The sequence below is a fragment of the Pannonibacter carbonis genome (assembly GCF_003012935.1).
Classification (GTDB): Bacteria; Pseudomonadota; Alphaproteobacteria; order Rhizobiales; family Stappiaceae; genus Pannonibacter; species Pannonibacter carbonis.
This window is the reverse complement of sequence record NZ_PUDR01000008.1, coordinates 129,924-152,780: the sequence shown is the minus strand read 5'-3', so window position 1 is coordinate 152,780 and position 22,857 is coordinate 129,924. Positions and strand designations below refer to the sequence as shown.

Below are 22,857 nucleotides of genomic sequence, written 5' to 3'. Positions count from 1 at the left end.
TATGAAACATGCAGACCTCGGCTCTCCGGTCCCGGCTCGGCGCTACGCTTGGCCGGGATGACAGCGATGAAGGCACGACCGGTCTACCAACCCGGGCGCCCCCGCCGCGTTTCCATTCGGTCAGCCTGCGACGTCCCGCCACGGCTGAAGTGCCGGAAAAGTGAGCCTTGACCCCGTAGATTCATCGCGTGCGATTGATCTACAGTCATTGAGACGGCGTAGATGGACCAGCAACGATGAGGAGCGATGCCATCATGTCTACATCGATGAGCGACCGCCGGAACATGGTCAAGGCAGCCATGTCCGCCCCCTATCTGACCCGCGAGGAAGAACACGCACTTGCCGTGAAATGGCGCGCTGAAGGCGACCAGAAATCCCTCGAGCGCCTGTCCCTGTCGCATATGCGCCTGGTCATCGCGGTTGCATCCCGCTTCCGCACCTTTGGCCTGTCCATGAGTGATCTAATCCAGGAAGGCCATGTCGGCCTGCTCGAGGCCGCAAGCCGCTTCGAGCCGGAGCGTGAAGTCCGCTTCTCCACCTATGCCACCTGGTGGATCCGCGCTTCGATCCAGGACTACATCCTGCGCAACTGGTCCATCGTGCGTGGTGGCACATCCTCGACCCAAAAAGCCCTGTTCTTCAACCTGCGCCGCCTGCGCGCCAAGCTCGCATCCGAGCAGCAGGGCCTCCCGGACAGCGAGATGCACCGCCAGATCGCCGAGACCCTGGGCGTGAAGACCTCCGACGTCGACCTGATGGCCGCGCGCCTGTCCGGCCCCGACACATCCCTCAATGCCCCGCTGAACGAGGCTGATGGCGGCACTGCGGATCGGCAGGACTTCCTGGTCGCCGATGCCCCGCTGCCGGAGGAGCTTGTGAGCGACAACATCGACGGCGAACGCCAGCGTCGCTGGTTGCGGTCTGCCATGGACGTCTTGACCGAACGCGAGCGCAAGGTGCTTGAGGAACGGCGTCTGCGCGATGACAGCGCCACGCTGGAATCCATTGGCCAGACCATGGGCATTTCGAAAGAACGCGTGCGCCAGATCGAGAACCGCGCCCTGGAGAAACTCCGCGCAGCCTTGCTGAAGATCCACCCGGACCGTCTCGCCTTCATGCCCTGATGCAGCGCTTCACAAGCCGAAAAGAAAAAGCCGGACCCAATGGTCCGGCTCAGACTGGTGACAAACCCTCAATGGTCATCCCGGCCAAGCGCAGCGCCGAGCCGGGATGACTTCGGTGAAGCCGAGGTTTGTCATCAAGCTCAGCCAGATCCCAGGGTCCGGCTTTCTGTTTTGCCTTCAGTCAACCACTAGCTTCACAGCCGTGCCGGCCGGGATTTCCTCATCCGGGCCGAAGCCGTTCAGCACCGAGAAGAACTCCAGCCGCCGCGACGGTTCGATGCCGCCCATGCCGATGGCGAGTTGGCGGGCAGTATCGCCGGGCTGGCTTTTCACGACCTTGATCCGCAGCGACTGCAGCCGCGCCCGTTCGGTCGGCGTCAGCTGGCGGAAACTCTGGATCGTGTCTTCATATTCCCGGTTGAAGGCCGTGTTCGGATCCCGGCTGGCAAAGATGAAGCGATAGCCATTGCGCCCGATCCGGACAACAGCAATGCGGAACGACCATCCCTGCGTGATTGCCGATCCGACCACGGCCGGAAGCCCGTTGATGGTGGTCTCGCGCACGCTTTCCGGCAGGAGCCCGTTGATCCAGCCCGCAGTCATGTATTTGCGCAAGTCATCGTAATTCGTGAGGTCCGCACCGTCGAAACGCATGGCCGTGCCCGCGCCATTGCTGGCCAGCACCGCCTCGGGCGAGTTCTCCAGCACATAGCCCGCCGGCACAGAAAAACCGATACCCAGCGCTTTGTGCAGGAAGTCACGTCCGCGGACGAAGCCTTCCAGCGGATCATCCCCGAACAGCATGCCGTCGATGCTGGCCAGATAAGCGGTCCGGTCCCGCTCCCCGATGCCGGGCGCTCCGACCTGCCGCGCCGCCTGTACCGCCAGCGTCACGCGCTCCGGCGTCGTCGGGTGCGAGGACAGGAAGTCCGGTGCGCTGGAGCCATCCTTGCGGGCGTTCTGCAGCGCTGCAAACTGCGACATGGACGACAGGAAGCGGGCCGCCGCAAACGGGTCGAACCCGGCGCCCGCCAGCGTTTTCACGCCAACGACATCCGCCTGCAGCTCCTGCACCTGCGAGAACCTTGCAAAGGACAATTGTGACGACAGCACAGCTTCACGGGCCCGCGCCGGATCCCGCACCACATTCGAGACAACCCGGTTGGCAAGTTCCGTCGCTTCGGCCTTCTGCTGCCGCTCGATGGCATGATTGGCAGTCACATGCGCCATTTCATGCGCCAGCACGGCGGCCACTTCGGATGTGTCATTGGCCAGCGCCAGCAGCCCGCGCGTGATGTAGAGATAACCTCCCGGCAACGCGAAAGCGTTGACAGCCGGAGAGTTCAGGATGGTGATACGGTAGCTCTGGCTGGGGTCATCCGATGCGGCAACCAGCCGCCCGACGACCGAGGCGATCGCACGCTCCGCGCCGGCGTCCTCATAGACGCCGCCATAGGTGGCCACGACACGTGGATGCTCGCGCTCGCCAATATCTGCGGCGAGCCCCGGCCGCAGCGTTCCGGGCGTCACGACGCCGACGGTCGCCGACTTGCCGCCAAGCATCTGGCAGCCCGCCAGCAGGGCAATGGCCGACACCAGCACGGTCGCACGCACGGTCGCTCGCACAGCCTGGCGCAGGGCTTGCCTGCCGCTGCCAAAAGAGCGCGCCGAAGCGCTGCGTTCCAGGCGTTCCGTCGGTGTGGGCATCATCTCAACCGGCAACTTGCTTCCCGCCTGTCGCATCTCGTCAATTGGCCCACTGGATCTGGGCCGGATCGGCCACTTCAATATGGGGGCCATCCTTTTCCAGCACAACGCCCCGCACACGCACCCTTGCCCCCTCCATCCGCGCCGGGTCCATCCCCTTTGCGGCCAGTTGGCCCTCGATGCTGCTGCTGAATGTAACGGTAAAGTCGGTGGCCCAGCGACCTCCAAAATTCAAATACCGGGTATCGCGAGCTTTTCCAAGCGATTCAACGCGGCCTTCGACAATTGCAAACCGACCGTTGCGCGCCAGCACCGCTTGCGGGTCACTTGCCTCGAAGCGCAGACCGGGCCGGCCCCAAAGCCCCTTACCCTCGGCCCGTGCGGCGGCCTCTGCCCGGGCAAACTCCGCAGCGCACCCCGGAGGCAAGGACGCCGGCACCCTCAACGGCCAGACCGCCGCCAGACCATCTGCAAGTAGTTGCGCTTGCAGCAGATCACCGTCAAAAGCCAGCACCAGCACGTGGCCCCAGCGATCCGGCTCCTCCACAGGCAGCAGCCGAAGCTGACGACCAGTCAATGACTGCGCAGCGGTGCTATCAAGATAGAGGCCTGCAAGCATCACGAGCCGCCCGTCGTCAAGCACCAGCGCGCCGTCTGCCCGGACACGTTCTACGCTGCCAGCTTGCCCCCGATCCAGCTCACGCTCGGGGGCGCCGGGCAAACAGGCCGCCGAGTGGGCCGGCCCCGGCCAGAGGACCAGTCCTGTGGCAAGCCCCTGCAACAGCACACTTCTGACGGCAGCGCAAAGTCCGCGCCTGAAGCCAGTTTCCGCAAGGATCCGGTCGGCACCAGCCGTCAGCACCCGGCTATGGCCGGACAACCCGGTACCTGCGCGGTTTATCCGGCGGGACGCCATCCAGCACATCCATTTCGAGAGATGCCGGCGTTGCCTCATCCACATGACCGTCCCCAAGCTTCACGGGCACAGCAGAAAACGCTGCATGCACAGTCTCGCCCTGACCGGCAAAACATGCTACAGGCGATTTCGGCTGGTCCCGTAGCTCAGCAGGATAGAGCATCAGATTCCTAATCTGAGGGTCGCGCGTTCGAATCGCGCCGGGATCACCATTTCCAACTGCCGGGCTCTCACCACCTGGCCGGCAGGATCAGAGCCGGTGACAGGACGGCGATCCGCCCGAACAATCCGGCATCCCGGCGGCCACAGAACCCGGTCGTTCCAGCGATTGTCAGTCCGTCATGCGACAGACCGCCGGCAGACTTGCGCATCTGGCACGGTCTGACAGCAAGCAGAACCGGATCGCCACGTCACAAGGGCAACACCTTGCAGCCAACAGGCTGGGCTTTACATGGGAACTTGAAAACTGGTGCCGCTGATAGGACTCGAACCTACGACCCCATCATTACGAATGACGTGCTCTACCATCTGAGCTACAGCGGCATTCCGGCCCCGGCGTGCGGAACAGGCGCCTGCGGGTCAGGCAGGCTTGCCGGCGGACAGGCACTGTCCTGCGCGGCTGGTGCGGGTGATAGCGGAGAGAGGCGAGCGATGCAAGCCCCTTGCTGCAGGTCTGTAGCGTTTGCCACATCCGGCAACAACAAGAGAGCCGCATCTGACCAAGCAGCGGCCAGGCTTTGGCGGACAGACTGCCTGATGGCTCATTGAACGCCCGGGTCAGGGAAACGGGGAAGCGGAACTCCGCCTTGCCCCCCTGCCCCCCTGCCCGCTTGAACCCGCAAGGTCAGGCAGCACATCCGGTCAAACACGGGCCTGAGCAAAGGCACACTTTTCCGAGGGCCGTGATCCAAACGGGCGCCTAGCCACTAAGCAGGGCACTCAAGGTCGTCGTGGGGCGCCCTGCCGCTGAATTCACATTTCTCCGCAGCACACTGACTCACTGAAAAGCTGGCTCACTGGCCTGGCATTTTCGGCCAGACCGGAGCTGCTGAACCTGCGCTGCTCTTCGCTTGCAGGCAAGCCGAGACGGGAAACAGGTTGCCCCTTTTGCCGGAATTGCTCTAACCGAAGAATGCGGCCCCCGGCTCGCGTTTCTTGGCGGCATCTTCCTCTGCCTCGGCCTCTGGACCCGGATCATCAGGCATGCGCGCCGGCGGATAATCCATCGGCGTCTTGAACGGGGAGCGACTGGCAGGACGCGCCGCCTGTGTCGTTGCGGCTGACACCACTGCTGGGGGCTGGGGCCTCGGCCCCTTGTCTGGCCCGCCCTCAGGAGACGCACCCGGCGTTGCAGCGGCATCAGATGCCGGCTTGTCCTCGGCAACGCCCCGGGACGCTTCGGTTTCCTCAGACGGTGCCGAAGCGGCTGCGGCTCCCGAATTGCCCGGCGAAGCCTGCGTTGCCTTTGCTGCCACGCTGACCACCTCGGCCTCGATCACGTCCACAGGCTTGGCCGTCTCGTCACGCCTCGGTTTCGGGTCACTGGCAGCAGAGACAGCGGCAATGACCGCCGCGGCCCCGTTGTCGGTATCGCGTGGCTCGTCCAGTTGCAGCGTCTCGAACAACGCTTCCTCAAGCAGTAGATTGCCGGTCTCCGGCCCCTGCGGCCGGGCCCATTCCAGGGCATCGATCCGGCCCGTCACTGGCGACACGGGCCGCCAGTCGGTGAGGACCATGCCATCAGCCATCCACGCCATGTCCGCCGGTGCCTGCACGGCACGGGCCAGCCACTCGCGCATGCGGCCCTTGTCGCCATGTTCGGCCTCTTCCAGTTCGGCCATCATGACGAAGGCGCCCCGGCTCGGCTCGGTCGTCAGGGCAAATTTCAGCTGCTCCCGCGCCTCTTCAAAATCACGCGCCTCTAGGGCCGCGCGGGCCACCGCCAGCGCGCCAGTCGCCGTGTGCGCCCGCATCTGGGCCAATGCCTTCACCCGTTTCAGCCGGTCCTTGGCCGAATCGCCGATGCGCGCATGGGCATAGGCCTCGGCCAGATCGGGATGCGGCGACAGACGCCAGGTGGTCTCGATCAACTTGGCAGCCTTGCGCACATCGCCCTTGCGTGTCGCCAGCCGGGCGCCAACAACGGCAGCCGGCACGAGGTCTGCGGCAAGGCCATGCGCCTCCTTGGCAAGGCTCATGGCCAGATCCGGCTCCCGGTCCTCCAGCTCCAGCGCCCGCGCCGTCAAGAGCACGGCCCGGTGCCGGCGATAGGTCGGCTTGTCGATGAGCTTGGCGGTGAAGTTGCGCTCCAGCGTGGCAATGGCCGCCTCGAAGTCATTGGCGACCGCCTGATAGCCGAGCACGGCGCGCCCGGCCCATTCGAGGCCAGGCTGCGCCTTCAGCGCCTCCTCGGCATAGTGCCGAGCGGCCACAGGCTCGCCCTGGCTTTCCGCCTCAATAAACAGCCCATGCAGGCCGAGGGCCCGTGTCTGCGGATCCTCCAGCATCGCCTCGAAGCGTTGCCGAGCCTCCGCATGCTGGCCAGACAGCTGTGCAGCCTGCGCCAGCAGCAATTTCGCTGCCGGCTCCCGGGTCAGCAGCTTGTCCGCTTCCAGCCCGAGCTTGCGTGCCAGTTTTGCGTTGCCGGTTCCCAGCGCCAGCAGTCCACTGGACAAGGCATGATAGCCGCGATCACGGCGGCGGCGGCGGAAAAAGCGGCCGGCGATCTTCGGCGAGCGCAGGATGGTCAGCACCAGCCAGACCAACCCGAGAAACAGTGCCAGAAACAAGCCAAACAGCAGCGCCGCCACGATCGGCGGCTGCTCCCAGACATAGCCTTCCCAGCCGATGGAAACGAAGCCCGGCAAGTCAGCCATCCAGGCAAGGCCCATGGCGACGGCGAACAGCAGGGCGAAAAAGACGAACGCACGGATCATGCCGCTTGCTCCCGGTTCCAGGTCACCTCAGTTGCCCTTGCGGGCGATGGCGGAGAGCACCGCAGTCGCGGTGTCCGTGGTCAGCCGGTCAACGGCAAGTCGCGCCCGGGCAGCGTCAACCCAGGCTGCTGCCGGTGCGCGAACATCCGCAGGCAGCGCGTCATAGGCGGTCAGCGCCGCTGCAAGATCGCCGGCCTTGACCGCGTTTTCCATCCGGCGAAGCGCCGCTGCAGGCCCTTCCCCACTGGCATCGCCCGGCCCACGCACCGCCACCAGGGACGCTGCGCTGGACAGCAGGCTGTCAAGCACGCTCGCCTCGGGATCAGGCTGCACCAGCTGCAGATGGATGGCCCGCGCAATCGGCGGGAACTCGGCCATGAGTTTCGCCGTCGGCGCGATCCCTTTTGCCGCTTCCGCTTCGAGAGCCGCAATGTCCGCGGCACCCGCCTCGCCCAGCGCCGCCTTCACGGCAGCCAGTTCGGTTGCAAACGGACGTCCCGCGTCAACGGCGGCCTGAAGCATGGAGACGGACAGCGCCCGTGCCGCCAGTTCCCGCGCCGTGGCATCGCCCATGGTTTCTTCCACCTGGACAAGCCGGGCCGACAGATCCTCCGCCGTCTTGCTCAGGTTGGCCAGCGCAGCTTCGCCCTCGGCCGAGACTTTTGCCAGTTCCCCCTGCAACCGCGAAACCGCCTCGCCATCCCGGGCCTGGCCGTCGGACAGGCTTTTCAGCGCGGCATCAGAGGCCGATACGGCCGTCTGCAGGCTTGCCAGCGCAGCATTCACCGCCTCAAGTCCCTGCTGCAGGCTGTCGGCCCGTGTGGCAAGCCCGTCCGGTCCTGACGTGTCGCTGGCTTCGGCAGTAGGCGCAGGGGTGGGGGATCCCGCCTGCAGGCTGTCCATCCGAGCCGTCATCTCCGCCAGCCGCGACTCCACATCGCCGCGCAAGGCATCAACAGAAGCTGTCAGGCGACCTTCCAGATCGCGCAGGGCCACCTCGGTGTCCGGGCTGCCATTGGTCGCGGCTTTGGTTTCGGCGGCTGCCATTTCTGCAAACCGCCGCTCCAGCGTCTCCAGCCGGGCCCGATCGGCCAGCATGTCCTCGGTGACCAGCGGGCCGTTGCCCTTCAGCGGCAGCACGCCGGTCTGGTTGAGTGTGTAAAAACCGCCGAGCAGCGCCACGCCGACCAGCAACGCAGCAGCCATCGCACCGCCAAAGCTGACGCCCTGCGGCGAGGCCGGCTTGTCGGACGCCGCAGAAGACCCGGAAGAGCCAGAGGCAGGTTTGGCCGCAGAGGACGCTGCAGACGCGGGAGCCGGCTGTGCGCCCGTCGGTGCAGAGGCGGTCGGCGAACCTGCCGCTGAGGCTGCTCCCGAAGAACTTGCCCCTGCCGACGCCGCGCCGGCCGAGGATGACGAGGTAGAAGAGGGGGTGCCTTGCGGGCTGAACGGATTGGAACGCTCGGGCAAAGGCGGGCGCGCTGCGGCGCTGTCAGCCGCGCCTGCAGGCTTGCTGGCGGACGTTTCGCTGGTCTTCGGCTGGCTGCTGGCCGAAGCCGAGGCACTCGCAGTTGTCGAGGCAGGTGCTGCGGGTTTCGCCTGTGCTGCCGCATCGGCGCCCTTGGCTGCACCGGACGCAGCACCGGTTGCCGACCCCGGCGCAGGCTGTACCTTCGCCTGGGAAACAGGTTCAGCTTTCGCGCCGGTCTTCGCGTCGGCTGTTGCGTCGGCCTTCGCTTCGGCCTTCGCTTCGACCTTTTCCGGCACGAGATCAATGGTCACCGGACGGCGGCCACTGGTCTTGCCTGCCTCGCCGCCTGGCCCAGATCCGGCACCAGACCCGGCACCGGCACCGGCAGCGGGCTTGTCCTTGCCGGACTTGTCCTCGTCGGAGACCATCGCGTTTCCTCCTCTTGCCGAAAAGCGGGTGACCGCTTGCGACTATACACACTGATCGCTCGGGCGGCACCGCGACCAAAGGTCGAGGCCGCACCAAGGACTCGCCTGCCGCAGTTAACAGCCGGTGAAGGCGCGCGCGAACAGGGCCGGTTCATCCGGCGTCGCGGCCCATTCCACCGGGCCGAGCGCTGACAGCGGTGCCCCGGCCTTGGCCGAAAGCGCCACGATGCGCGGAAGCACCTTCGGCGCCGTCTGTTGCAGCAATGTGGCGCAGACTTCCGCTGTCCGCGCCGAATAGACCAGGATCGCGTCGATCTCCTGCCGCCGCAGCATCTCGTCAACGCCCACGGGCCAATCCACAACCGGATCGGTGCGATAAAGTTCCACGACCTGGCAGAAAATGCCCGACCGGCGCAGATGCCCTTCCAGATCCCCCGCCCGGTCGCGTCCCGCCCCATAGAGCACGACGCCGCTGCCGTGACTGATGCGGATCAGGGCCGCCAGATCGCTGGAATCGCCGTCTGCCGAAAGCACCTGCCGGAAACCGGCCTGCCGCGCGGCCGCAGCCGTGCGCGCACCAACAGCGTAGAACGGCAATCCCGCGAGCTTGGGCAGTTGCGGATGGCGCGCCAGCACCTCGACCGCCTGGCCGCTGGTGACGGCCACCGCCGTCACGACATCAAGATCCATCTCGTCGGGCGGCGTCTGCACGATGGTCAGCAGCGGCGCTTCCAGCGCCACATGCCCCATCAGGCGCAGCCGGCGCGCCGTTGCAGCACAAAAAGGTTCCGGACGTGTGACGAGTACGCGCATGCCCCCTCCCCGTCAGACCGCAAAGAAACCTGGACCGCCCAGCGCCTTCAGGCTGCGGCCCGCCTCTCGGCCAATGGCCTCGGCGTCATCGACCGAGCCTTCGCGCGTCAGCTCATGCAGCTCGCTGCCATCCGGCTTCAGGATCAGCCCGCGGAACGACAGGCGTTCGCCGTCAATCAGCGCCAGACCGCCAATGGGCGTGCGGCAGGAGCCGTCCAGCTCGGCCAGGAACGCGCGTTCGCAGGTGAGACGCAGTTCGGTTTCGCGGTGATGGATGGCAGCCAGCATATCCAGAACTGGCTGGTCAGCCGCCCGGCTCTCGATGCAGATCGCCCCCTGACCAACCGCCGGCAGGAACGTGTCCGTCTCCAGCAGGCTCGTGACAACGTCCGCCAGGCCAAGACGCCGCAATCCGGCATAGGCCAGTAGCGTGGCATCCACCTGCCCCTCTTCCAGTTTCTTCAGCCGCGTCTGCACGTTGCCCCGGTACATCACCACCTGGATGTCCGGGCGCAGGCGCTTGATCATCGCCTGCCGGCGCAGCGAGGACGACCCGACCACAGCGCCCTGCGGCAGGTCTTCCAGCCGCTTGGCCTTTGGCGAAATGAAGGCATCGCGCACGTCTTCGCGCGGCAGGAAGGCGGTCAGCGCCAGTCCGCCCGGCAGATGCGTCGGCATGTCCTTGGACGAATGCACCGCGATATCAATGCGGCCGTCGAGCAGCGCTTCCTCGATTTCCTTGGTGAAAAGCCCTTTGCCGCCCGCTTCCGACAGGGGCCGGTCCTGGATCTGGTCGCCGGAGGTCTTGATGACGACGATGTCGAAATCCTGTTCTGCCAGACCATGGGCAGCCATCAGCCGGCTGCGGGTTTCATGGGCCTGGGCCAGAGCAAGCGCGCTGCCGCGGGTTCCGATACGCAAAGGTTTTGATTGCAAGACAAACGATCCGGGTGTTAGGGGCAGTTTTAACGGTTTGAAGCACAATAGGCGGTCACGCGCCACAGGCCAATGCGGCACTATCCCGGATGTTGATCGGCAAGCCCGTGCGATCGGCTTGCTCCTCGCCATGGCCCGCCTGATCTTGCGTCGATCTGCAAAACCACCACTGGATGAGCCAATGCTGCCAGACTTGCGCGATTTCACTGTCCTGGGGATCGAGACCAGCTGCGACGAAACGGCGGCCTCTGTCGTGCGCAGTGGCAATGGGTCCGGCACCGGGTCGCGCATCCTGTCCAACGTCATCCGCTCGCAGATCGACGAACACACCGAGTTTGGCGGCGTGGTGCCGGAAATTGCCGCCCGGGCGCACATCGCCGTGCTCGACCGCATCGTCGCCGAGGCCATGGCCGAGTCCGGCGTCAGCTTTGACGAGATCGACGCCGTCGCGGCCACCGCCGGTCCCGGACTTATCGGCGGTGTCATTGTCGGCCTGATGACGGCCAAGGCCATCGCCATGGCCGCTGGCAAGCCGCTGCTGGCGATCAACCATCTCGAAGGCCACGCCCTGACCGCGCGCCTGACGGATGACCTGGCGTTTCCTTATCTGCTGCTGCTCGTCTCCGGCGGCCACACCCAGTTCCTGCTGGTGAAGGGCGTCGGCGACTACGAGCGCCTCGGCTCCACCATCGACGATGCCATCGGCGAGGCCTTCGACAAGACGGCCAAGCTTCTCGGCCTGCCCTATCCCGGCGGCCCCGCCGTCGAACGCATGGCCCGCGAAGGGGATCCGAAGCGCTTCGCCCTGCCGCGCCCGCTGCTTGACCGGCCCGGCCTCGACATGTCCTTCGCCGGCCTCAAGACGGCCCTGCGCAATGCGGCCGAAAAGGCCCAGCCGGTTGACGAACAGACCGCGCGGGACCTCTGCGCCGGCTTCCAGCGCGCCGTCTCCGATGTGCTCGCCCATCGCACCCGCGCGGCCCTCAGCCTCTTCGCCGAGCGCTTTCCGGATACCGAAAAGGTTATCGTTGTCGCTGGCGGCGTCGCGGCCAATTCCGAAATCCGCGCCGCGCTGGATGACGCCTGCCGCAATGCCGGCGCCCGCTTCGTCGCCCCGCCGCACCGCCTGTGCACCGACAACGCCGCGATGATCGCCTGGGCCGGCATCGAACGGCTCGATATTGCCGCCCGTGCGGGAGAGATCCTGGACGACCAGTCCGTCGCCCCCCGCCCCCGCTGGCCCCTCGACGAAACCTCCGCCAGCCTCCTCGGCGCCGGCAAGAAAGGCGCGAAGGTGTGAAGGCGGTTCACAGCTGCCCGCGAACTTGCTAGGCAGGGGGCCCTCGTCGTTCCGGATGCCCTTTCATGCGCGTGCTTCACAAGGCCTATGTCTATCTGACCTGCGGCCGCAAGCTCCTCGTGTTCAGCCAGCCTGATCAGCCGGATGTCGGGCTTCAGGTCCCCGGCGGCACGCTGGATCCGGGCGAAAGCCATCTCATCGGCGCGCGGCGCGAGTTTCACGAGGAAACCGGTCTTCTCCTCGATGGCGCGCTTGACCACCTCGCCGACCAGGACCACCTGTTCGACAACGGCCGTGGCCGCGACCTGCATCGCCGGCGGCATTTCCATGCTCGCGTGGCCCGGATCGGCCGGGACGAGTGGGAGCATTTCGAGATGACGCCGAATGACGGCGGCGATCCGATCCGCTTCCGTCTGTTCTGGCTTGATCTTGATGGAGAGATCGATCCTGCGGCGTTCTACGAGGGCTTTGATGCGCAGCTGCCCCTGCTGCGCCAGCGCGTTACCGGAGGCTGACCATGCCAAACTACGACAGCATCGGTGTGATCGGTGGCGGTGCCTGGGGCACGGCCCTTGCGCTCTCCGCCGCCCGCGCCGGCCGGTCCGTCACCCTGTGGGCCCGCGACACCGCGCTTGTCAGTGAATTGCGCAGCCGCCAGAGCAACAGCGCCTATCTGCCCGGCATCACCTTCGACGAACGCCTCACCGCCACCACCGATCTCGGTGAGGCCGCAGACGCTGACGCCCTGCTGCTGGTCACACCCGCCCAGACCACCCGCAGCCTCGCCGCCAGCCTGAAGCCGCATCTGAAGCCCGGCACTCCGGTCGTCCTCTGCGCCAAGGGCATCGAGCGCGGCACCGGACATCTCCTGTCGGAAATCCTTGCCGAAGAAGCGCCTGAGGCGCATCCGGGCGTTCTGTCCGGCCCGAGCTTCGCCATGGACGTCGCGCGTGGGCTTCCCACGGCCGTAACAATTGCCGCAGGCGATGGCGACATCGCCGATGCGCTCGCACGCGCGCTTGCCTCCGCCAGCTTCCGTCCCTACGCCTCGACCGACATCATCGGCGCCCAGATCGGCGGCGCGCTGAAGAACGTGCTGGCGATTGCCTGCGGTGCCGTCGTCGGCCGTAAACTGGGGGCCAGCGCCCAGGCAGCGCTCACCGCTCGCGGCTTTGCCGAACTGTCGCGGCTGGGCAGTGCCATGGGCGCAAGGCCCGAGACGCTCACGGGCCTGTCGGGCCTCGGCGATCTCGTGCTCACCTGCTCCTCCGCCCAGTCGCGCAACTTCGCCTTCGGCCAGAAGCTCGGCGAAGGCCGCACGCCGGGAGATCTGATCGCCGCAGGCGAGAAACTTGCCGAAGGCGCCCACTCTGCCCGCATCGCCGTTGAACTTGGCCGCCGCCACAAGGTTGCGCTTCCGGTGTGCGAGGCCGTTGCCGGCGTGCTGGACGGCCAGATGACCATCGACGAGGCCCTGACCGCGCTGATGAACCGCCCCTTGAAGCGCGAGGCGAGCAGCGATTGAGTTCGCGGCCAAGGCCGCATAGGTTGCCTCGACCTGCCAACGCCGGAGACCCCCGCATGCTGTATGCCCTGATCTGCAAGGACAAGCCGAATTCCCTGCAAGTCCGCCTCGACACCCGCCCTGCGCATGTGGACTTCCTGAAAGGCCTCGGCGACCGACTGAAGGCCGCCGGCCCCTTCCTCGACGATTCGGGTGCCATGACCGGCAGCCTCGTCATCATCGAGGCGGAGAGCCGTGACGCGGCTCTGGCCGTGTCGCAGCAGGACCCCTATGCCCACGCTGGCCTGTTCGAGAGCGTCGAGATCAAGGCCTGGAACTGGGTGATCAAGAACCCGGAGGCCAAGTAACTTGCGCTACTGGCTGATCAAGTCCGAGCCTGATGTCTGGTCCTGGGAGCAGCAGAAGGCCAAGGGTGCCGCCGGCGAGGAATGGACCGGCGTTCGCAACTATCTCGCCCGCAACAACATGCGGGCGATGCAGCTCGGCGACCGCGCCTTCTTCTACCATTCCAACATCGGCAAGGAAATCGTCGGCGTCGCCGAGGTCTGCAGCGGCATCGCGCCCGACAGCACCTCGGAGGATCCCCGCTGGGACTGCGTCCATTTCCGTGCCGTCTGCGATGTGCCTCGCCCGGTCAGCCTGGCGGCCGTGAAGGCCGAGCCACGCCTTGTCCAGATGGCCCTCGTCACCTCCATGCGCCTCTCGGTGCAGCCGGTGACCGAGGAGGAGTGGAAAGTCGTCTGCGAAATGGGCGGGCTGGATCCGGACGTCTGACCGCCGTGCCTGCGACTGGTCTGCGGTGAGGCCCTCACCGCCGGCCCTCTGCCTCGAACCCGAAAGGCCTCCCCTGGTGGCTGGCATTGTCGATCCGAAGGACTTCATCCGCAGCAACACCGAGGTGCTGCCGGTTCCCCATGCCTCCGAGATCCGGCTGCATCTGGCGTCCGAGGCCATGGACCTGTGGCAGAAGACGGAAGACGAACTCGGCGAGATCGGCCTGCCGCCGCCGTTCTGGGCCTTTGCCTGGGCCGGTGGCCAGGCCCTTGCCCGCTACATCCTCGACAATCCGGACCTGGTCGCCGGCAAGCGCGTGCTGGATTTCGCCGCCGGTTCCGGCGTGGTTGCCATCGCAGCCAGACTAGCTGGCGCCCGTGAGGTGCTGGCCGTCGAAATCGACGCCTTCGCCATTGCCTCCATCGAGCTGAACGCCGCCCTGAATGGTGTCGAGGTCGCGACCCGCCTGGGTGACATCACCGGCGAGGCCCCGCCCGAGGTCGAGGTTCTCGTCTGCGGCGATGTCTTCTACGAGTTGCCGATGAGCAACCGCATTCTTGAGTGGCTCGGCCGCATGGATCCGGACGAAAGCATCATTCTCGTTGGCGATCCCGGCCGCTCCTACCTGCCGAAGGACCGGCTCGAGCATCTCGCCACCTACACCGTGCCGGTAATCCGCAGCCTGGAGGATTCGGAAGTGAAAAAGACCAGCGTCTACCGCTACCGCGCCCCGGCCTGAACTGCGTCCGTCGGCGCCGAAGCCGATGTGACTTGCACTTTCTGCGTCAAACCCTTCCAATACAGACCAGTCTCGCAGGCGCCCATGCCGCGCCGGATCAAAACACCCCAGGAGCCGTGAATGCCGATCGTCAACCGCCTTGCCGATCTCACCGATGAAATTGCCGCCTGGCGCCGCGATTTCCACGAGAACCCGGAAGTGCTCTACGAAACCGTCCGCACTGGCGCCCGTGTCGCTGAACTGCTGACGAGCTTCGGCCTCGACGAGGTGACGACCGGCATCGGCAAGACCGGCGTCGTCGGCGTCATCAAGGGGCGTAACGGCGGCTCCGGCAAGGTCATCGGCCTGCGCGCCGACATGGATGCGCTGCCGATCGAGGAAGCAACCGGCCTGCCCTATGCCTCCAAGGTTCCCGGCAAGATGCACGCCTGCGGCCACGACGGGCACACCTCGATGCTGCTGGGCGCGGCCAAGTACCTTGCCGAGACACGCAACTTCGATGGCACCGTCGTTGTCATCTTCCAGCCTGCCGAGGAAGGCGGGGCCGGAGCCAAGGCCATGATCGACGATGGCCTGATGACCCGCTGGGCCATCGACGAAGTCTATGGCATGCACAACATGCCCGGCCTTCCGGTTGGCGAGTTCGCCATCCGCACCGGCCCGATCATGGCCGCCACCGACGAGTTCAAGATCGAGATTTCCGGCCGTGGCGGCCATGCCGCAAAACCGCAGGAAACCATTGATCCCATCGTCATCGGCAGCCAGCTCGTCAGCGCCCTGCAGACCATCGCCAGCCGCACCGTCGATCCGCTGCAGTCGGTCGTCGTCTCGGTCACCGTCTTCGAGGCCGGAAGTGCCTTCAACGTCATTCCGGAAACCGCGACCCTGCGCGGCACCATCCGCAGCCTGACGCCGGAAACGCGGGCGCTTGCCGAAGAACGCCTGCGCCTGATCACCGGCTCCGTTTGCGCTGCCTTTGGCGCCACGGCCGAGATCCAGTTCCGCCGCGGCTATCCGGTCACCTTCAACCACGAAGCCGAGACCGAATTTGCCGCCAGCATCGCCGACGAGATCGCCGGTCCCGGCCGCGTCAATCGCAAGGTCGAGCCGATGATGGGCGGCGAGGACTTCTCCTACATGCTGCTGGAGCGTCCCGGTGCCTACATCTTCGCCGGCAACGGCGACAGCGCCGGGCTTCACCACCCGCGCTACGACTTCAACGACACCCTCATCCCCGTCGGCAGCTCCTTCTGGGTCCGCCTCGCCGAACGCGCGCTGGAACGGGCAAGCTGAGATACCGGGACTGCGCGTGGGGCTGACAGGCAGGATCCCCTGCCCCTCCTTCGTCGCTCCTGCGCAGGCAGGAGCCTGGTAATCACCTGAATCAATTTGTTTTTCAGGCGCAGAGAAAAACACCCCAAGCCCCGATTACTGGGCTCCTGCCTTCGCAGGAGCGACGAGGGAGGAGCCTTCCCGGATCATCCCGAGCGCCCCCCCTCCGCGCAGTCACGGGTCATCCCGACCACCCCCCCTCGCCGTCCCGGCCTTGAGCCGGGACCCGTCAGGGAAGCACTGCCGAAAATCGGTCAATCGCGATCCGAAACCATGACAGGTCCCGGCTCAAGGCCGGGACGGCGCGGTGACGACTGACAGGCAGGATCTCCTGCCCCTCCTTCGTCGCTCCTGCGCAGGCAGGAGCCTAGTAACCACCTGAATCAATTTGTTTTTCAGACGCAGAGAAAAACATCCCAAGCCTCGATTACTGGGCTCCTGCCTTCGCAGGAGCGACGAGGGAGGAGCCTTCCCGGATCATCCCGAGCGCCCCCCCCTCCGCGCAGTCACGGGTCATCCCGACCACAACACCCTCTCCGCGCTGTCCCGGCCTTGAGCCGGGACCCGTCAGGGAGGCACTGCCCTGAAGCGGTCGCGCGCGATCTGAGGGCATGACAGGTCCCGGCTCAAGGCCGGGACAGCGCAGTGAGGGCTGACAGGTGGACGCTGCAGCCACTCCTCGTCGCTCCTGCGCAGGCAGGAGCCTAGTAACCACCTGACTCAGTTTGATGTTCAGGCGCAGAGAAAAAGATCCCAAGCCCCGATTACTGGGCTCCTGCCTACGCAGGAGCGACGAGGGAGGGGCCTGCGCGTGCTGCACGGCACCCTACCAAACCCCACCGCCCATACAAAAAGCCCGGGCGCTCACGCACCCGGGCTTTTCTCATTCAACGATGAACCCGATCAGTTCAGCTTGGCAGCATCGCCGAGCATGAGGATCTTGGTCTCGCCCGGGGCGTCATCGACGCCGTCGTTATCGGTGACGAGGATCATCTTGCCATCGGCGGTCACGGTGAAGCCTTCCGGCTTGTCGAGCAGCCAGCCATTGCCTTCGGCCAGCGCCGGCAGCAGGTCCAGCTTCACGGCCTTGGTCACCACCGGCAGCGTCTCGCCTGCCTTGGCCGGGGTCACGCCGGCCAGGTCAATGACGGTGACCTGCTTGATGGCTGCCATCTCGCCGCCCTGGTTGTCGCGCTCCAGCACAGCGAAGCGCTCGCCACCCAGATGCGTGATTTCCGAAAGGCCGACCCAGCCGCCAGCCGGGCTCTTGGCCTTGTCGAGCGGGTAGTGGACGAAGCCCCAGGACTTGTCAGCCGGGTTGTACAGCGCCAGCTTGACCATGCCCTTCGGGTCATCACCCCATTCGCGCTGCACGGCGACGATCACCATCGTCTTGCCATCGCGTTCGAATTCGGCAACGCCTTCAAAGGCAAAGCGCTTGGACTGGGCGACAACCGCTTCCGGCAGGGCGATCTCTTCGAGCACCTTGCCATTGGCATCCGTCTTCACCAGCAGGTGCGGAATGCCTTCCTTTTCCGGGTTGCCTTCGCTGGCCAGCCAGAAGCCGCCGTCCTTGGCAAGCGCGATGCCTTCCAGGTCATACTTCTTCGGCGTGCCGCCGGTGACGTTGACATAGGAGACGATCTCGACCGGCTGCTTGGACACGTCCAGTGTGAAGATGCGAGCCTTGTCATAGAAGCTGTCGGAGACGGCATAGACCTTGTTCGGGTCGGTCTTGTCGGCAGCAAGTGCAGACAGAGCGCCCCAGCCAATCGGAGCACCGGTTTCCGGATCCTTCACCGACACGATGGACGGATAGGCCGGCTTGGACGCACCGAACTCATAGAGACCGATCTGGGCGCGCACCGGGGCTTCCGCGTCATCCACCTCGTTGGCAACCACAAACAGGTTGCGCGACGGGATCACCAGAACGCCTTCCGGACCGACATGGGTCGGCAGCACCTGGACGAATTCCGGCTGAGCGCCGGTGTCCTTGTAGACCGAGACCATGTTGGCGCGCTCGGAATTGACGAAGATGTAGGTCTGGCCGCCAAAGGTACCGATGGCCACCCCTTCCGGCTCGTTGCCTTTCTTCGAGGCGCGCTTGGCCGGATAGTGTCCATGCGCCATGGCGATGTGTTCCAGCTGGTTGCCGCTGTCGAACAGCACTTCACCCTTGGTGTTGAAGATGGTGAAGCCGCGCGAGCCACCCCCGTGTTCGCCTTCGTTGGCAGTGACAAAACGGTCAGCGTCAAGCCAGGCAACCGCATCAGGCTCACGCAGCACATTTTCGATGTTGCCGGAGGCGTCGGAGCTAACGCCCTTGGCGACCGGAACGGCCTCGGCGCTGGAGGCACCAGCGGAGAAGTGATTGGTGACCTTGCCCGACGCCAGGTCAATCAGGACGAGGTGGTTGTTTTCCTGCAACGTCACGACTGCCACATTGGCTTCGTTGATTGCGACATATTCCGGCTCCGGATCCTCGCCGGCGACACCAGCCAGACCGGTCATTTCGACGATGCGGGCAGCGTCGCAGTTCACCGGCTTGCCATCGGCATCGAGATCGAAGATCGCGACATGGCCGGCCGGCATCTGCGGGAGAGCGCCCTTGTTCAGCTCTTCGTCGCGCTCGTTCTCGATCGCAATGGCAAGGAACTTGCCATCCGGCGAGATGGCGACCGAGTCCGGCTGCCCCTTGACGTCACAGGTGGCGACGACGGCCTTTGTCGCCAGGTCGACAACGGCAACATGACCGGACGGCTTGACGTAGCTTTCGCTTGTGTTCACGCCAGCCAGGGCAAACTTGGCCGAGGTGGTGACGGAGGTCGGCTCACCGCCCAGCTCCAGACGGCCAGCCGACTTCGGCGCCGACGGGGTGGCGATATCAACGAAGCCCAGCGCCTTCGACGGGCTGTCGGTGAAGACCAGCATCATGCCGTCCTTCGTGGCCGTGATGATTTCGGCCGACGTCTGCGTCGCCGGATCAACGCCTTCGGCGAGCGTCTTGTAGACGGGCATCGTCGCGATGCGGTTGAAGAATGCGTCCGCGGCATTCGCTGTGCCAGCAGTTGCGACGAGGATGCTGAGGCTGGCCAGAAGCTGGCCGCGCAGAGAACCCATGAGTGCCTCCATTATGCGAGAAAATTACGATGCGGAGCGCACGCTAGTTGAGGTTTGATGCATTCGACGTGACATTGGGATGAATGTTCCGTGACATCGCGCCGATCACCCGCCCTGACTGACGAGCAGGCCGACGGGGGCGGCAAGCGGGCGATCTGACACCGGCTGACCGGTTAAAGCCCCTCCGTGCGCTGTTTGCAGCCGGATAATCACAGCAATCGACCGGGCAAGTCGCCGCAGCGGCAGTCGTTGCATTGCAACACCTCGCGCGAAAATGGCAGAAGCCTGCGGTTTCCAGTCGACAGGCGCGACCAGTTAGCACTTCATAGTGCAACTGGCCGTTTTGGCCCCTGCCTCCTTCCTGTTTGACGGACCCTCACACATGCAAATCAGCTTCGCTCGCTCGGCGATCGTGCTCGGGCTATTGGCTTGCGTCGGCCCTTTCGCGGTGGATCTCTACCTGCCCGCCCTGCCACAGATCGCTGACGACCTCGGCACGACAATCGCCGCTGCCCAGTTCACCTTCACCGCCTACTTCCTCGCCTTCGGCGTCGCACAGCTGGCCTATGGCCCACTGGCCGACTGGGTTGGTCGCAAGCCGCCGATCTATGCCGGACTGATCATCTTCATCGCCGGCTCGGCTGTCTGCGCCTTCGCGCCGGATATCCTCTGGCTCACGGTTGGACGGTTCATTCAGGCCCTCGGCGCGGCCGCCGTCATGGTCATACCGCGTGCGGTCATCCGCGACCTGCACACCGGCACTGACGCGACGCGGTTGATGGCTCTCATCATGCTCGTGATCAGCATCTCGCCGATGCTCGCCCCGTTGACCGGATCCGCGATCATTGCCGTGGGCAGCTGGCGGCTGATCTTCGTGGCACTCGCCGGCGCGGCCATCGTCGCGATGGCTCTCACCGCATTCCAGTTGCCCGAGACCCTGGCGCCGGACAAGCGCGTGCCTATGCGCGGCGGTGCGATGCTGCGCGGATGCATCGACCTCCTGAAGGATGGCCGTTTCCTCGGCCTGACGTTCATCGGCGGCTTCGGCATGGCCAGCTTCTTCGTCTTCATCGCCTCGGCCGCCTTCGTCTACATGTCGCACTACGGCCTGTCGCCCACCGGCTTCAGCCTCGCCTTCGCACTCAATGCCATCGGCTTCTTCGCCACCTCGCAGATGGCCGCCGGCATGGGTCAGCGCTTCGGCATGGCCCGCGCGGCCTTCTTCGCCGTGCTCGGTTTTGCTGTCTCATCCTGCCTGTTGCTGGTGCTGGTTGCCCTTGGCAACGACAGCCTCTGGCTGGTCATGGCGCTGCTGTTCCTCGGCAACGCCTTCATGGGTCTGGTGATCGCACCCACCATGGTGATGGCGCTTGACGATCACGGCGAGAATGCCGGCCTTGCCTCGTCGCTCGGCGGCACGCTGCAGATGGTTGCCGGAGGCCTGATGATCGTCGCCAGCAGCCCGTTCTTTGATGGCACGGTGCTGCCGATGGTCGGCGCCATCGCGCTGTGCTCGGTCCTGTCGCTGGTCTTCGCGGCCCTGACGCTTGGGCCAGACCTCAAGAACAGCACCCCGGCCTGAGGTCCGCAGACCGTCAGAACCAGGGCACCTGACTTGCGCAGATATAGTCCGCGCGGTTACGCCGCGCGGATCGTTTCGAGGAAGCGGCTGACTTCCGTTTTCAGGCGCGCAGCCTGGGAAGAGAGGCTTTCGGCGGAACTGTAGAGCTGCGACGAGGCCGCCAGCGTTTCCTGTGAGGCTTCGGTCACAGCCGTCATGTTCTGGGACACGCTCTGTGCGCCGGTCGCGGCCTCCGAGATGTTGCGCGCCACTTCCCGCGTGGTCGCGCCCTGCTCGCTGACTGCTGCGGCAATGGCCGTGGCCATCGCATCCAGATCGCGGATGACATCACCGATCCCGTTGATGGCGTTGACGGCATTGCGCGTCTCGCCCTGGATTGCCTCAACCAGCTTGACGATGTCCTGCGTCGCCGCCCCGGTCTGATTGGCCAGCTGCTTCACTTCCGAGGCCACCACGGCGAAGCCCTTGCCGGCAACACCGGCCCGGGCGCTTTCGATCGTTGCGTTCAGCGCCAGAAGGTTGGTCTGTTCGGCGATTGCAGAAATCATCGACACGACCTCGCCGATCCGGTCTGCCCGCTGTGCCAGGGAGGCCATCTGCGTCGCCGACTTGGTCACGTTGTCCGACGCCACCCTTGCGACTTCGGACGCCTTGACCACCTGCATGTTGATCTCGGCGACAGATGCAGCCATCTCCTCGGTCGCGGACGCTACCATCTGCACGTTGGCGCTCGCCTGTTCGGCCGCCGCCGAAACCGTCAAGGCGCGGTCGTTCGAGTTTGCGGATACGGTCGACATGGCACCAGCCGTTGCCGACAGCTCGGCGGAGGCCGAAGACACCGTGCTGACGATTTCGCCGACGCTGGCATCAAACTGGTTCGCAATCTGCTGCATGAGCATCTTCTTGGCCGCCGCCGCCTCAGCTGCGCTGCGCACCTGCTCCGCTTCCAGCTCCCGGTTGCGCAGGACGTTCTCGCGGAAGACGCGCAATGTCGCAGCCATCATGCCAAGCTCCGTCTTGGGAGCCTGCACCGGCACCGTCCCACTGGTGTCGCCCTCGGCCAGCTGTCCCATGACGCGGGTAAGGGCATTGAGCGGCCGCGATACGCTGAGCGAAATCATCACCCCAAGTCCGGTGGTCAGCACCAGCATCAGGCCGGCGAAGGCGAGGAACATGTGTCCCACCAGCGCCTGCCGCTCTTTCAGCCGTGCCTCCATCCCGCTGCGGCCCTCAGCCGCAAAAAGCATCACCTCGTCAAACAGAGGTTCGACCTCACCATAGATCGCGCTCAATTCGGCCACGGCCGCATTGAAGTCCGTAACGCCGGCCGCATACTGCTTGAAGCTCGTCTGATACGTATCCATCAGCTTTGACAGATCCGCCTTCTGGCTGTCATTCAGCGTCGAGGCCGAGAGCAATACATCGAACTCTGCCCGGCGATCATCGACGCTTTTGATGTATTTGGCATCGCCTCGCAGCATGAAGTCCTTTTCGTGCCGCCGCATCATCAGCATCTTGACTGTCATCGGATCGAGCCCGGCCTCACCGATCACCTTCTCGACGCCGTGTACCGCCGCACGCAGCTTGCCTTGCAAGCCTTCGTTCTCGGTCAGCCCAAGCGTCTGCTGCAACTCGACAACCTTGGCAAACTGCGCCGTGGCGTGGTCAATTCCCTCACCAAGCCCTTTTACAGTGCCCGCGATAGGCCCTGCGAGTGACATGGTCCGGACCTCATTCACGGACTTCGATACCTCGGCCGCGGCCTGCCTGTACTGCTCGACATATTTCATGTCCCGCCGCAGCAGAAAGTCCTTCTCGCGGCGCCGCATCTGCAACGCGCCCACCTGCAACTCCTGCGAGGTCTCGGACAAGGCAACAAACTCCGCCTGGTCATGAAGGATCACGGCCTGCTCGGCTTCGCTGTAAAAATGCGCCGCAACCAGGAAACACGCCGACGCAACAGAAATACCGACCAGGAGCAGAACGCGAGCCGCAACCCGCAATCTTCCGAAGATGGAGATCATGATCAAGACACCCGAATATGAAGACTGAAGTAGAATTTGGTTAATTTATTAATATTAAGTTTAACCAATCAGGTTTATACGCAACGTAAATTGAAAATAATATAGATTATTATCGCAAGTATTATTCATG

18 protein-coding genes and 2 tRNA genes are annotated in these 22,857 nt (G+C 65.0%); 10 read left to right on the top strand and 10 right to left on the bottom strand.

Annotated features, from left to right (window positions below; genetic code table 11):
- The first annotated feature begins 254 nt into the window (after nt 1–254).
- Nucleotides 255–1,124 (top strand): RNA polymerase factor sigma-32, encoded by an 870-nt coding sequence (locus tag C8348_RS12890; protein ID WP_244294002.1) that lies wholly within the window; start codon nt 255–257, stop codon nt 1,122–1,124.
- A 177-nt stretch (nt 1,125–1,301) separates the two neighbouring features.
- On the opposite strand, the gene C8348_RS12885 is transcribed toward C8348_RS12890, so the two are convergent.
- Both C8348_RS12885 and C8348_RS12880 read right to left on the bottom strand, forming a co-directional pair.
- A complete protein-coding gene (locus C8348_RS12885; RefSeq protein WP_244294001.1) occupies nt 1,302–2,831 on the bottom strand; it encodes a M48 family metalloprotease in 1,530 nt (509 codons plus the stop codon).
- Between the two features lie 40 nt (nt 2,832–2,871).
- A complete protein-coding gene (locus tag C8348_RS12880; RefSeq protein WP_157950433.1) occupies nt 2,872–3,474 on the bottom strand; it encodes a thermonuclease family protein in 603 nt (200 codons plus the stop codon).
- 408 nt (nt 3,475–3,882) lie between these two features.
- On the opposite strand from C8348_RS12880, the gene C8348_RS12875 reads away from it, so the two are divergent.
- A tRNA-Arg gene (locus C8348_RS12875) sits at nt 3,883–3,959 on the top strand.
- A gap of 18 nt (nt 3,960–3,977) precedes the next feature.
- Here C8348_RS12875 and C8348_RS21975 read toward each other — a convergent pair.
- The 6 genes from C8348_RS21975 to hemC all read right to left on the bottom strand — a co-directional run bounded on the left by C8348_RS21975 (nt 3,978) and on the right by hemC (nt 10,331).
- Nucleotides 3,978–4,118 carry a hypothetical protein gene (locus C8348_RS21975; protein WP_157950432.1) on the bottom strand — a complete coding sequence of 47 codons (141 nt, stop codon included), beginning with the start codon at nt 4,116–4,118 and terminating at the stop codon, nt 3,978–3,980.
- 96 nt (nt 4,119–4,214) lie between these two features.
- Nucleotides 4,215–4,290 (bottom strand) — tRNA-Thr (locus C8348_RS12870).
- A gap of 578 nt (nt 4,291–4,868) precedes the next feature.
- Nucleotides 4,869–6,683 (bottom strand): heme biosynthesis protein HemY, encoded by a 1,815-nt coding sequence (locus C8348_RS12865; protein WP_106753745.1) that lies wholly within the window; start codon nt 6,681–6,683, stop codon nt 4,869–4,871.
- Between the two features lie 27 nt (nt 6,684–6,710).
- A complete protein-coding gene (locus C8348_RS12860; RefSeq protein WP_106753744.1) occupies nt 6,711–8,582 on the bottom strand; it encodes a hypothetical protein in 1,872 nt (623 codons plus the stop codon).
- 114 nt (nt 8,583–8,696) lie between these two features.
- The gene (locus C8348_RS12855) at nt 8,697–9,395 is read right to left on the bottom strand and encodes a uroporphyrinogen-III synthase (protein WP_106753743.1); all 699 of its coding nucleotides are present in this window, start codon (nt 9,393–9,395) and stop codon (nt 8,697–8,699) included.
- A gap of 12 nt (nt 9,396–9,407) precedes the next feature.
- Nucleotides 9,408–10,331, bottom strand: a complete 924-nt coding sequence (gene hemC, locus C8348_RS12850) for a hydroxymethylbilane synthase (protein WP_106753742.1) — start codon at nt 10,329–10,331, stop codon at nt 9,408–9,410.
- A 181-nt stretch (nt 10,332–10,512) separates the two neighbouring features.
- On the opposite strand from hemC, the gene tsaD reads away from it, so the two are divergent.
- The 7 genes from tsaD (at nt 10,513) to C8348_RS12815 (ending at nt 15,962) form a co-directional block, all read left to right on the top strand.
- Complete coding sequence (gene tsaD / locus C8348_RS12845; protein WP_106753741.1) at nt 10,513–11,631, top strand: tRNA (adenosine(37)-N6)-threonylcarbamoyltransferase complex transferase subunit TsaD; 1,119 nt, start codon at nt 10,513–10,515, stop codon at nt 11,629–11,631.
- A gap of 65 nt (nt 11,632–11,696) precedes the next feature.
- A complete protein-coding gene (locus C8348_RS12840) occupies nt 11,697–12,146 on the top strand; it encodes an NUDIX hydrolase (RefSeq protein ID WP_106753740.1) in 450 nt (149 codons plus the stop codon).
- A 2-nt stretch (nt 12,147–12,148) separates the two neighbouring features.
- The gene (locus C8348_RS12835; protein ID WP_106753739.1) at nt 12,149–13,156 is read left to right on the top strand and encodes an NAD(P)H-dependent glycerol-3-phosphate dehydrogenase; all 1,008 of its coding nucleotides are present in this window, start codon (nt 12,149–12,151) and stop codon (nt 13,154–13,156) included.
- A gap of 56 nt (nt 13,157–13,212) precedes the next feature.
- Nucleotides 13,213–13,503 (top strand): YciI-like protein, encoded by a 291-nt coding sequence (locus C8348_RS12830; protein ID WP_106753738.1) that lies wholly within the window; start codon nt 13,213–13,215, stop codon nt 13,501–13,503.
- A gap of 1 nt (nt 13,504) precedes the next feature.
- A complete protein-coding gene (locus C8348_RS12825; RefSeq protein WP_106753737.1) occupies nt 13,505–13,930 on the top strand; it encodes an EVE domain-containing protein in 426 nt (141 codons plus the stop codon).
- 76 nt (nt 13,931–14,006) lie between these two features.
- On the top strand, nt 14,007–14,669 hold the full coding sequence (locus C8348_RS12820) for a class I SAM-dependent methyltransferase (protein ID WP_106753736.1): 663 nt from the start codon (nt 14,007–14,009) through the stop codon (nt 14,667–14,669).
- Nucleotides 14,670–14,789: 120 nt separating this feature from the next.
- On the top strand, nt 14,790–15,962 hold the full coding sequence (locus C8348_RS12815) for a M20 aminoacylase family protein (RefSeq protein WP_106753735.1): 1,173 nt from the start codon (nt 14,790–14,792) through the stop codon (nt 15,960–15,962).
- 942 nt (nt 15,963–16,904) lie between these two features.
- Here C8348_RS12815 and C8348_RS12810 read toward each other — a convergent pair.
- Entirely contained in the window at nt 16,905–19,121 is a 2,217-nt protein-coding gene (locus C8348_RS12810; RefSeq protein WP_106753734.1) for an esterase-like activity of phytase family protein, read from the bottom strand.
- A 382-nt stretch (nt 19,122–19,503) separates the two neighbouring features.
- Between C8348_RS12810 and C8348_RS12805 the strand changes: the two genes are divergently transcribed.
- The gene (locus C8348_RS12805) at nt 19,504–20,703 is read left to right on the top strand and encodes a multidrug effflux MFS transporter (protein ID WP_106753733.1); all 1,200 of its coding nucleotides are present in this window, start codon (nt 19,504–19,506) and stop codon (nt 20,701–20,703) included.
- A 56-nt stretch (nt 20,704–20,759) separates the two neighbouring features.
- On the opposite strand, the gene C8348_RS12800 is transcribed toward C8348_RS12805, so the two are convergent.
- Nucleotides 20,760–22,727 carry a methyl-accepting chemotaxis protein gene (locus C8348_RS12800; RefSeq protein ID WP_106753732.1) on the bottom strand — a complete coding sequence of 656 codons (1,968 nt, stop codon included), beginning with the start codon at nt 22,725–22,727 and terminating at the stop codon, nt 20,760–20,762.
- Nucleotides 22,728–22,857: the final 130 nt, after the last annotated feature.

Coding starts and splice junctions, on each gene's coding strand:
- C8348_RS12890 (WP_244294002.1), top strand. CDS start 255: ATGTCTACATCGATGAGCGACCGCCGGAACATGGTCAAGGCAGCCATG.
- C8348_RS12885 (WP_244294001.1), bottom strand. CDS start 2,831: ATGCCCACACCGACGGAACGCCTGGAACGCAGCGCTTCGGCGCGCTCT.
- C8348_RS21975 (WP_157950432.1), bottom strand. CDS start 4,118: ATGCGCAAGTCTGCCGGCGGTCTGTCGCATGACGGACTGACAATCGCT.
- C8348_RS12865 (WP_106753745.1), bottom strand. CDS start 6,683: ATGATCCGTGCGTTCGTCTTTTTCGCCCTGCTGTTCGCCGTCGCCATG.
- C8348_RS12860 (WP_106753744.1), bottom strand. CDS start 8,582: ATGGTCTCCGACGAGGACAAGTCCGGCAAGGACAAGCCCGCTGCCGGT.
- C8348_RS12855 (WP_106753743.1), bottom strand. CDS start 9,395: ATGCGCGTACTCGTCACACGTCCGGAACCTTTTTGTGCTGCAACGGCG.
- tsaD (WP_106753741.1), top strand. CDS start 10,513: ATGCTGCCAGACTTGCGCGATTTCACTGTCCTGGGGATCGAGACCAGC.
- C8348_RS12840 (WP_106753740.1), top strand. CDS start 11,697: ATGCGCGTGCTTCACAAGGCCTATGTCTATCTGACCTGCGGCCGCAAG.
- C8348_RS12835 (WP_106753739.1), top strand. CDS start 12,149: ATGCCAAACTACGACAGCATCGGTGTGATCGGTGGCGGTGCCTGGGGC.
- C8348_RS12830 (WP_106753738.1), top strand. CDS start 13,213: ATGCTGTATGCCCTGATCTGCAAGGACAAGCCGAATTCCCTGCAAGTC.
- C8348_RS12815 (WP_106753735.1), top strand. CDS start 14,790: ATGCCGATCGTCAACCGCCTTGCCGATCTCACCGATGAAATTGCCGCC.
- C8348_RS12810 (WP_106753734.1), bottom strand. CDS start 19,121: ATGGGTTCTCTGCGCGGCCAGCTTCTGGCCAGCCTCAGCATCCTCGTC.
- C8348_RS12805 (WP_106753733.1), top strand. CDS start 19,504: ATGCAAATCAGCTTCGCTCGCTCGGCGATCGTGCTCGGGCTATTGGCT.
- C8348_RS12800 (WP_106753732.1), bottom strand. CDS start 22,727: ATGATCTCCATCTTCGGAAGATTGCGGGTTGCGGCTCGCGTTCTGCTC.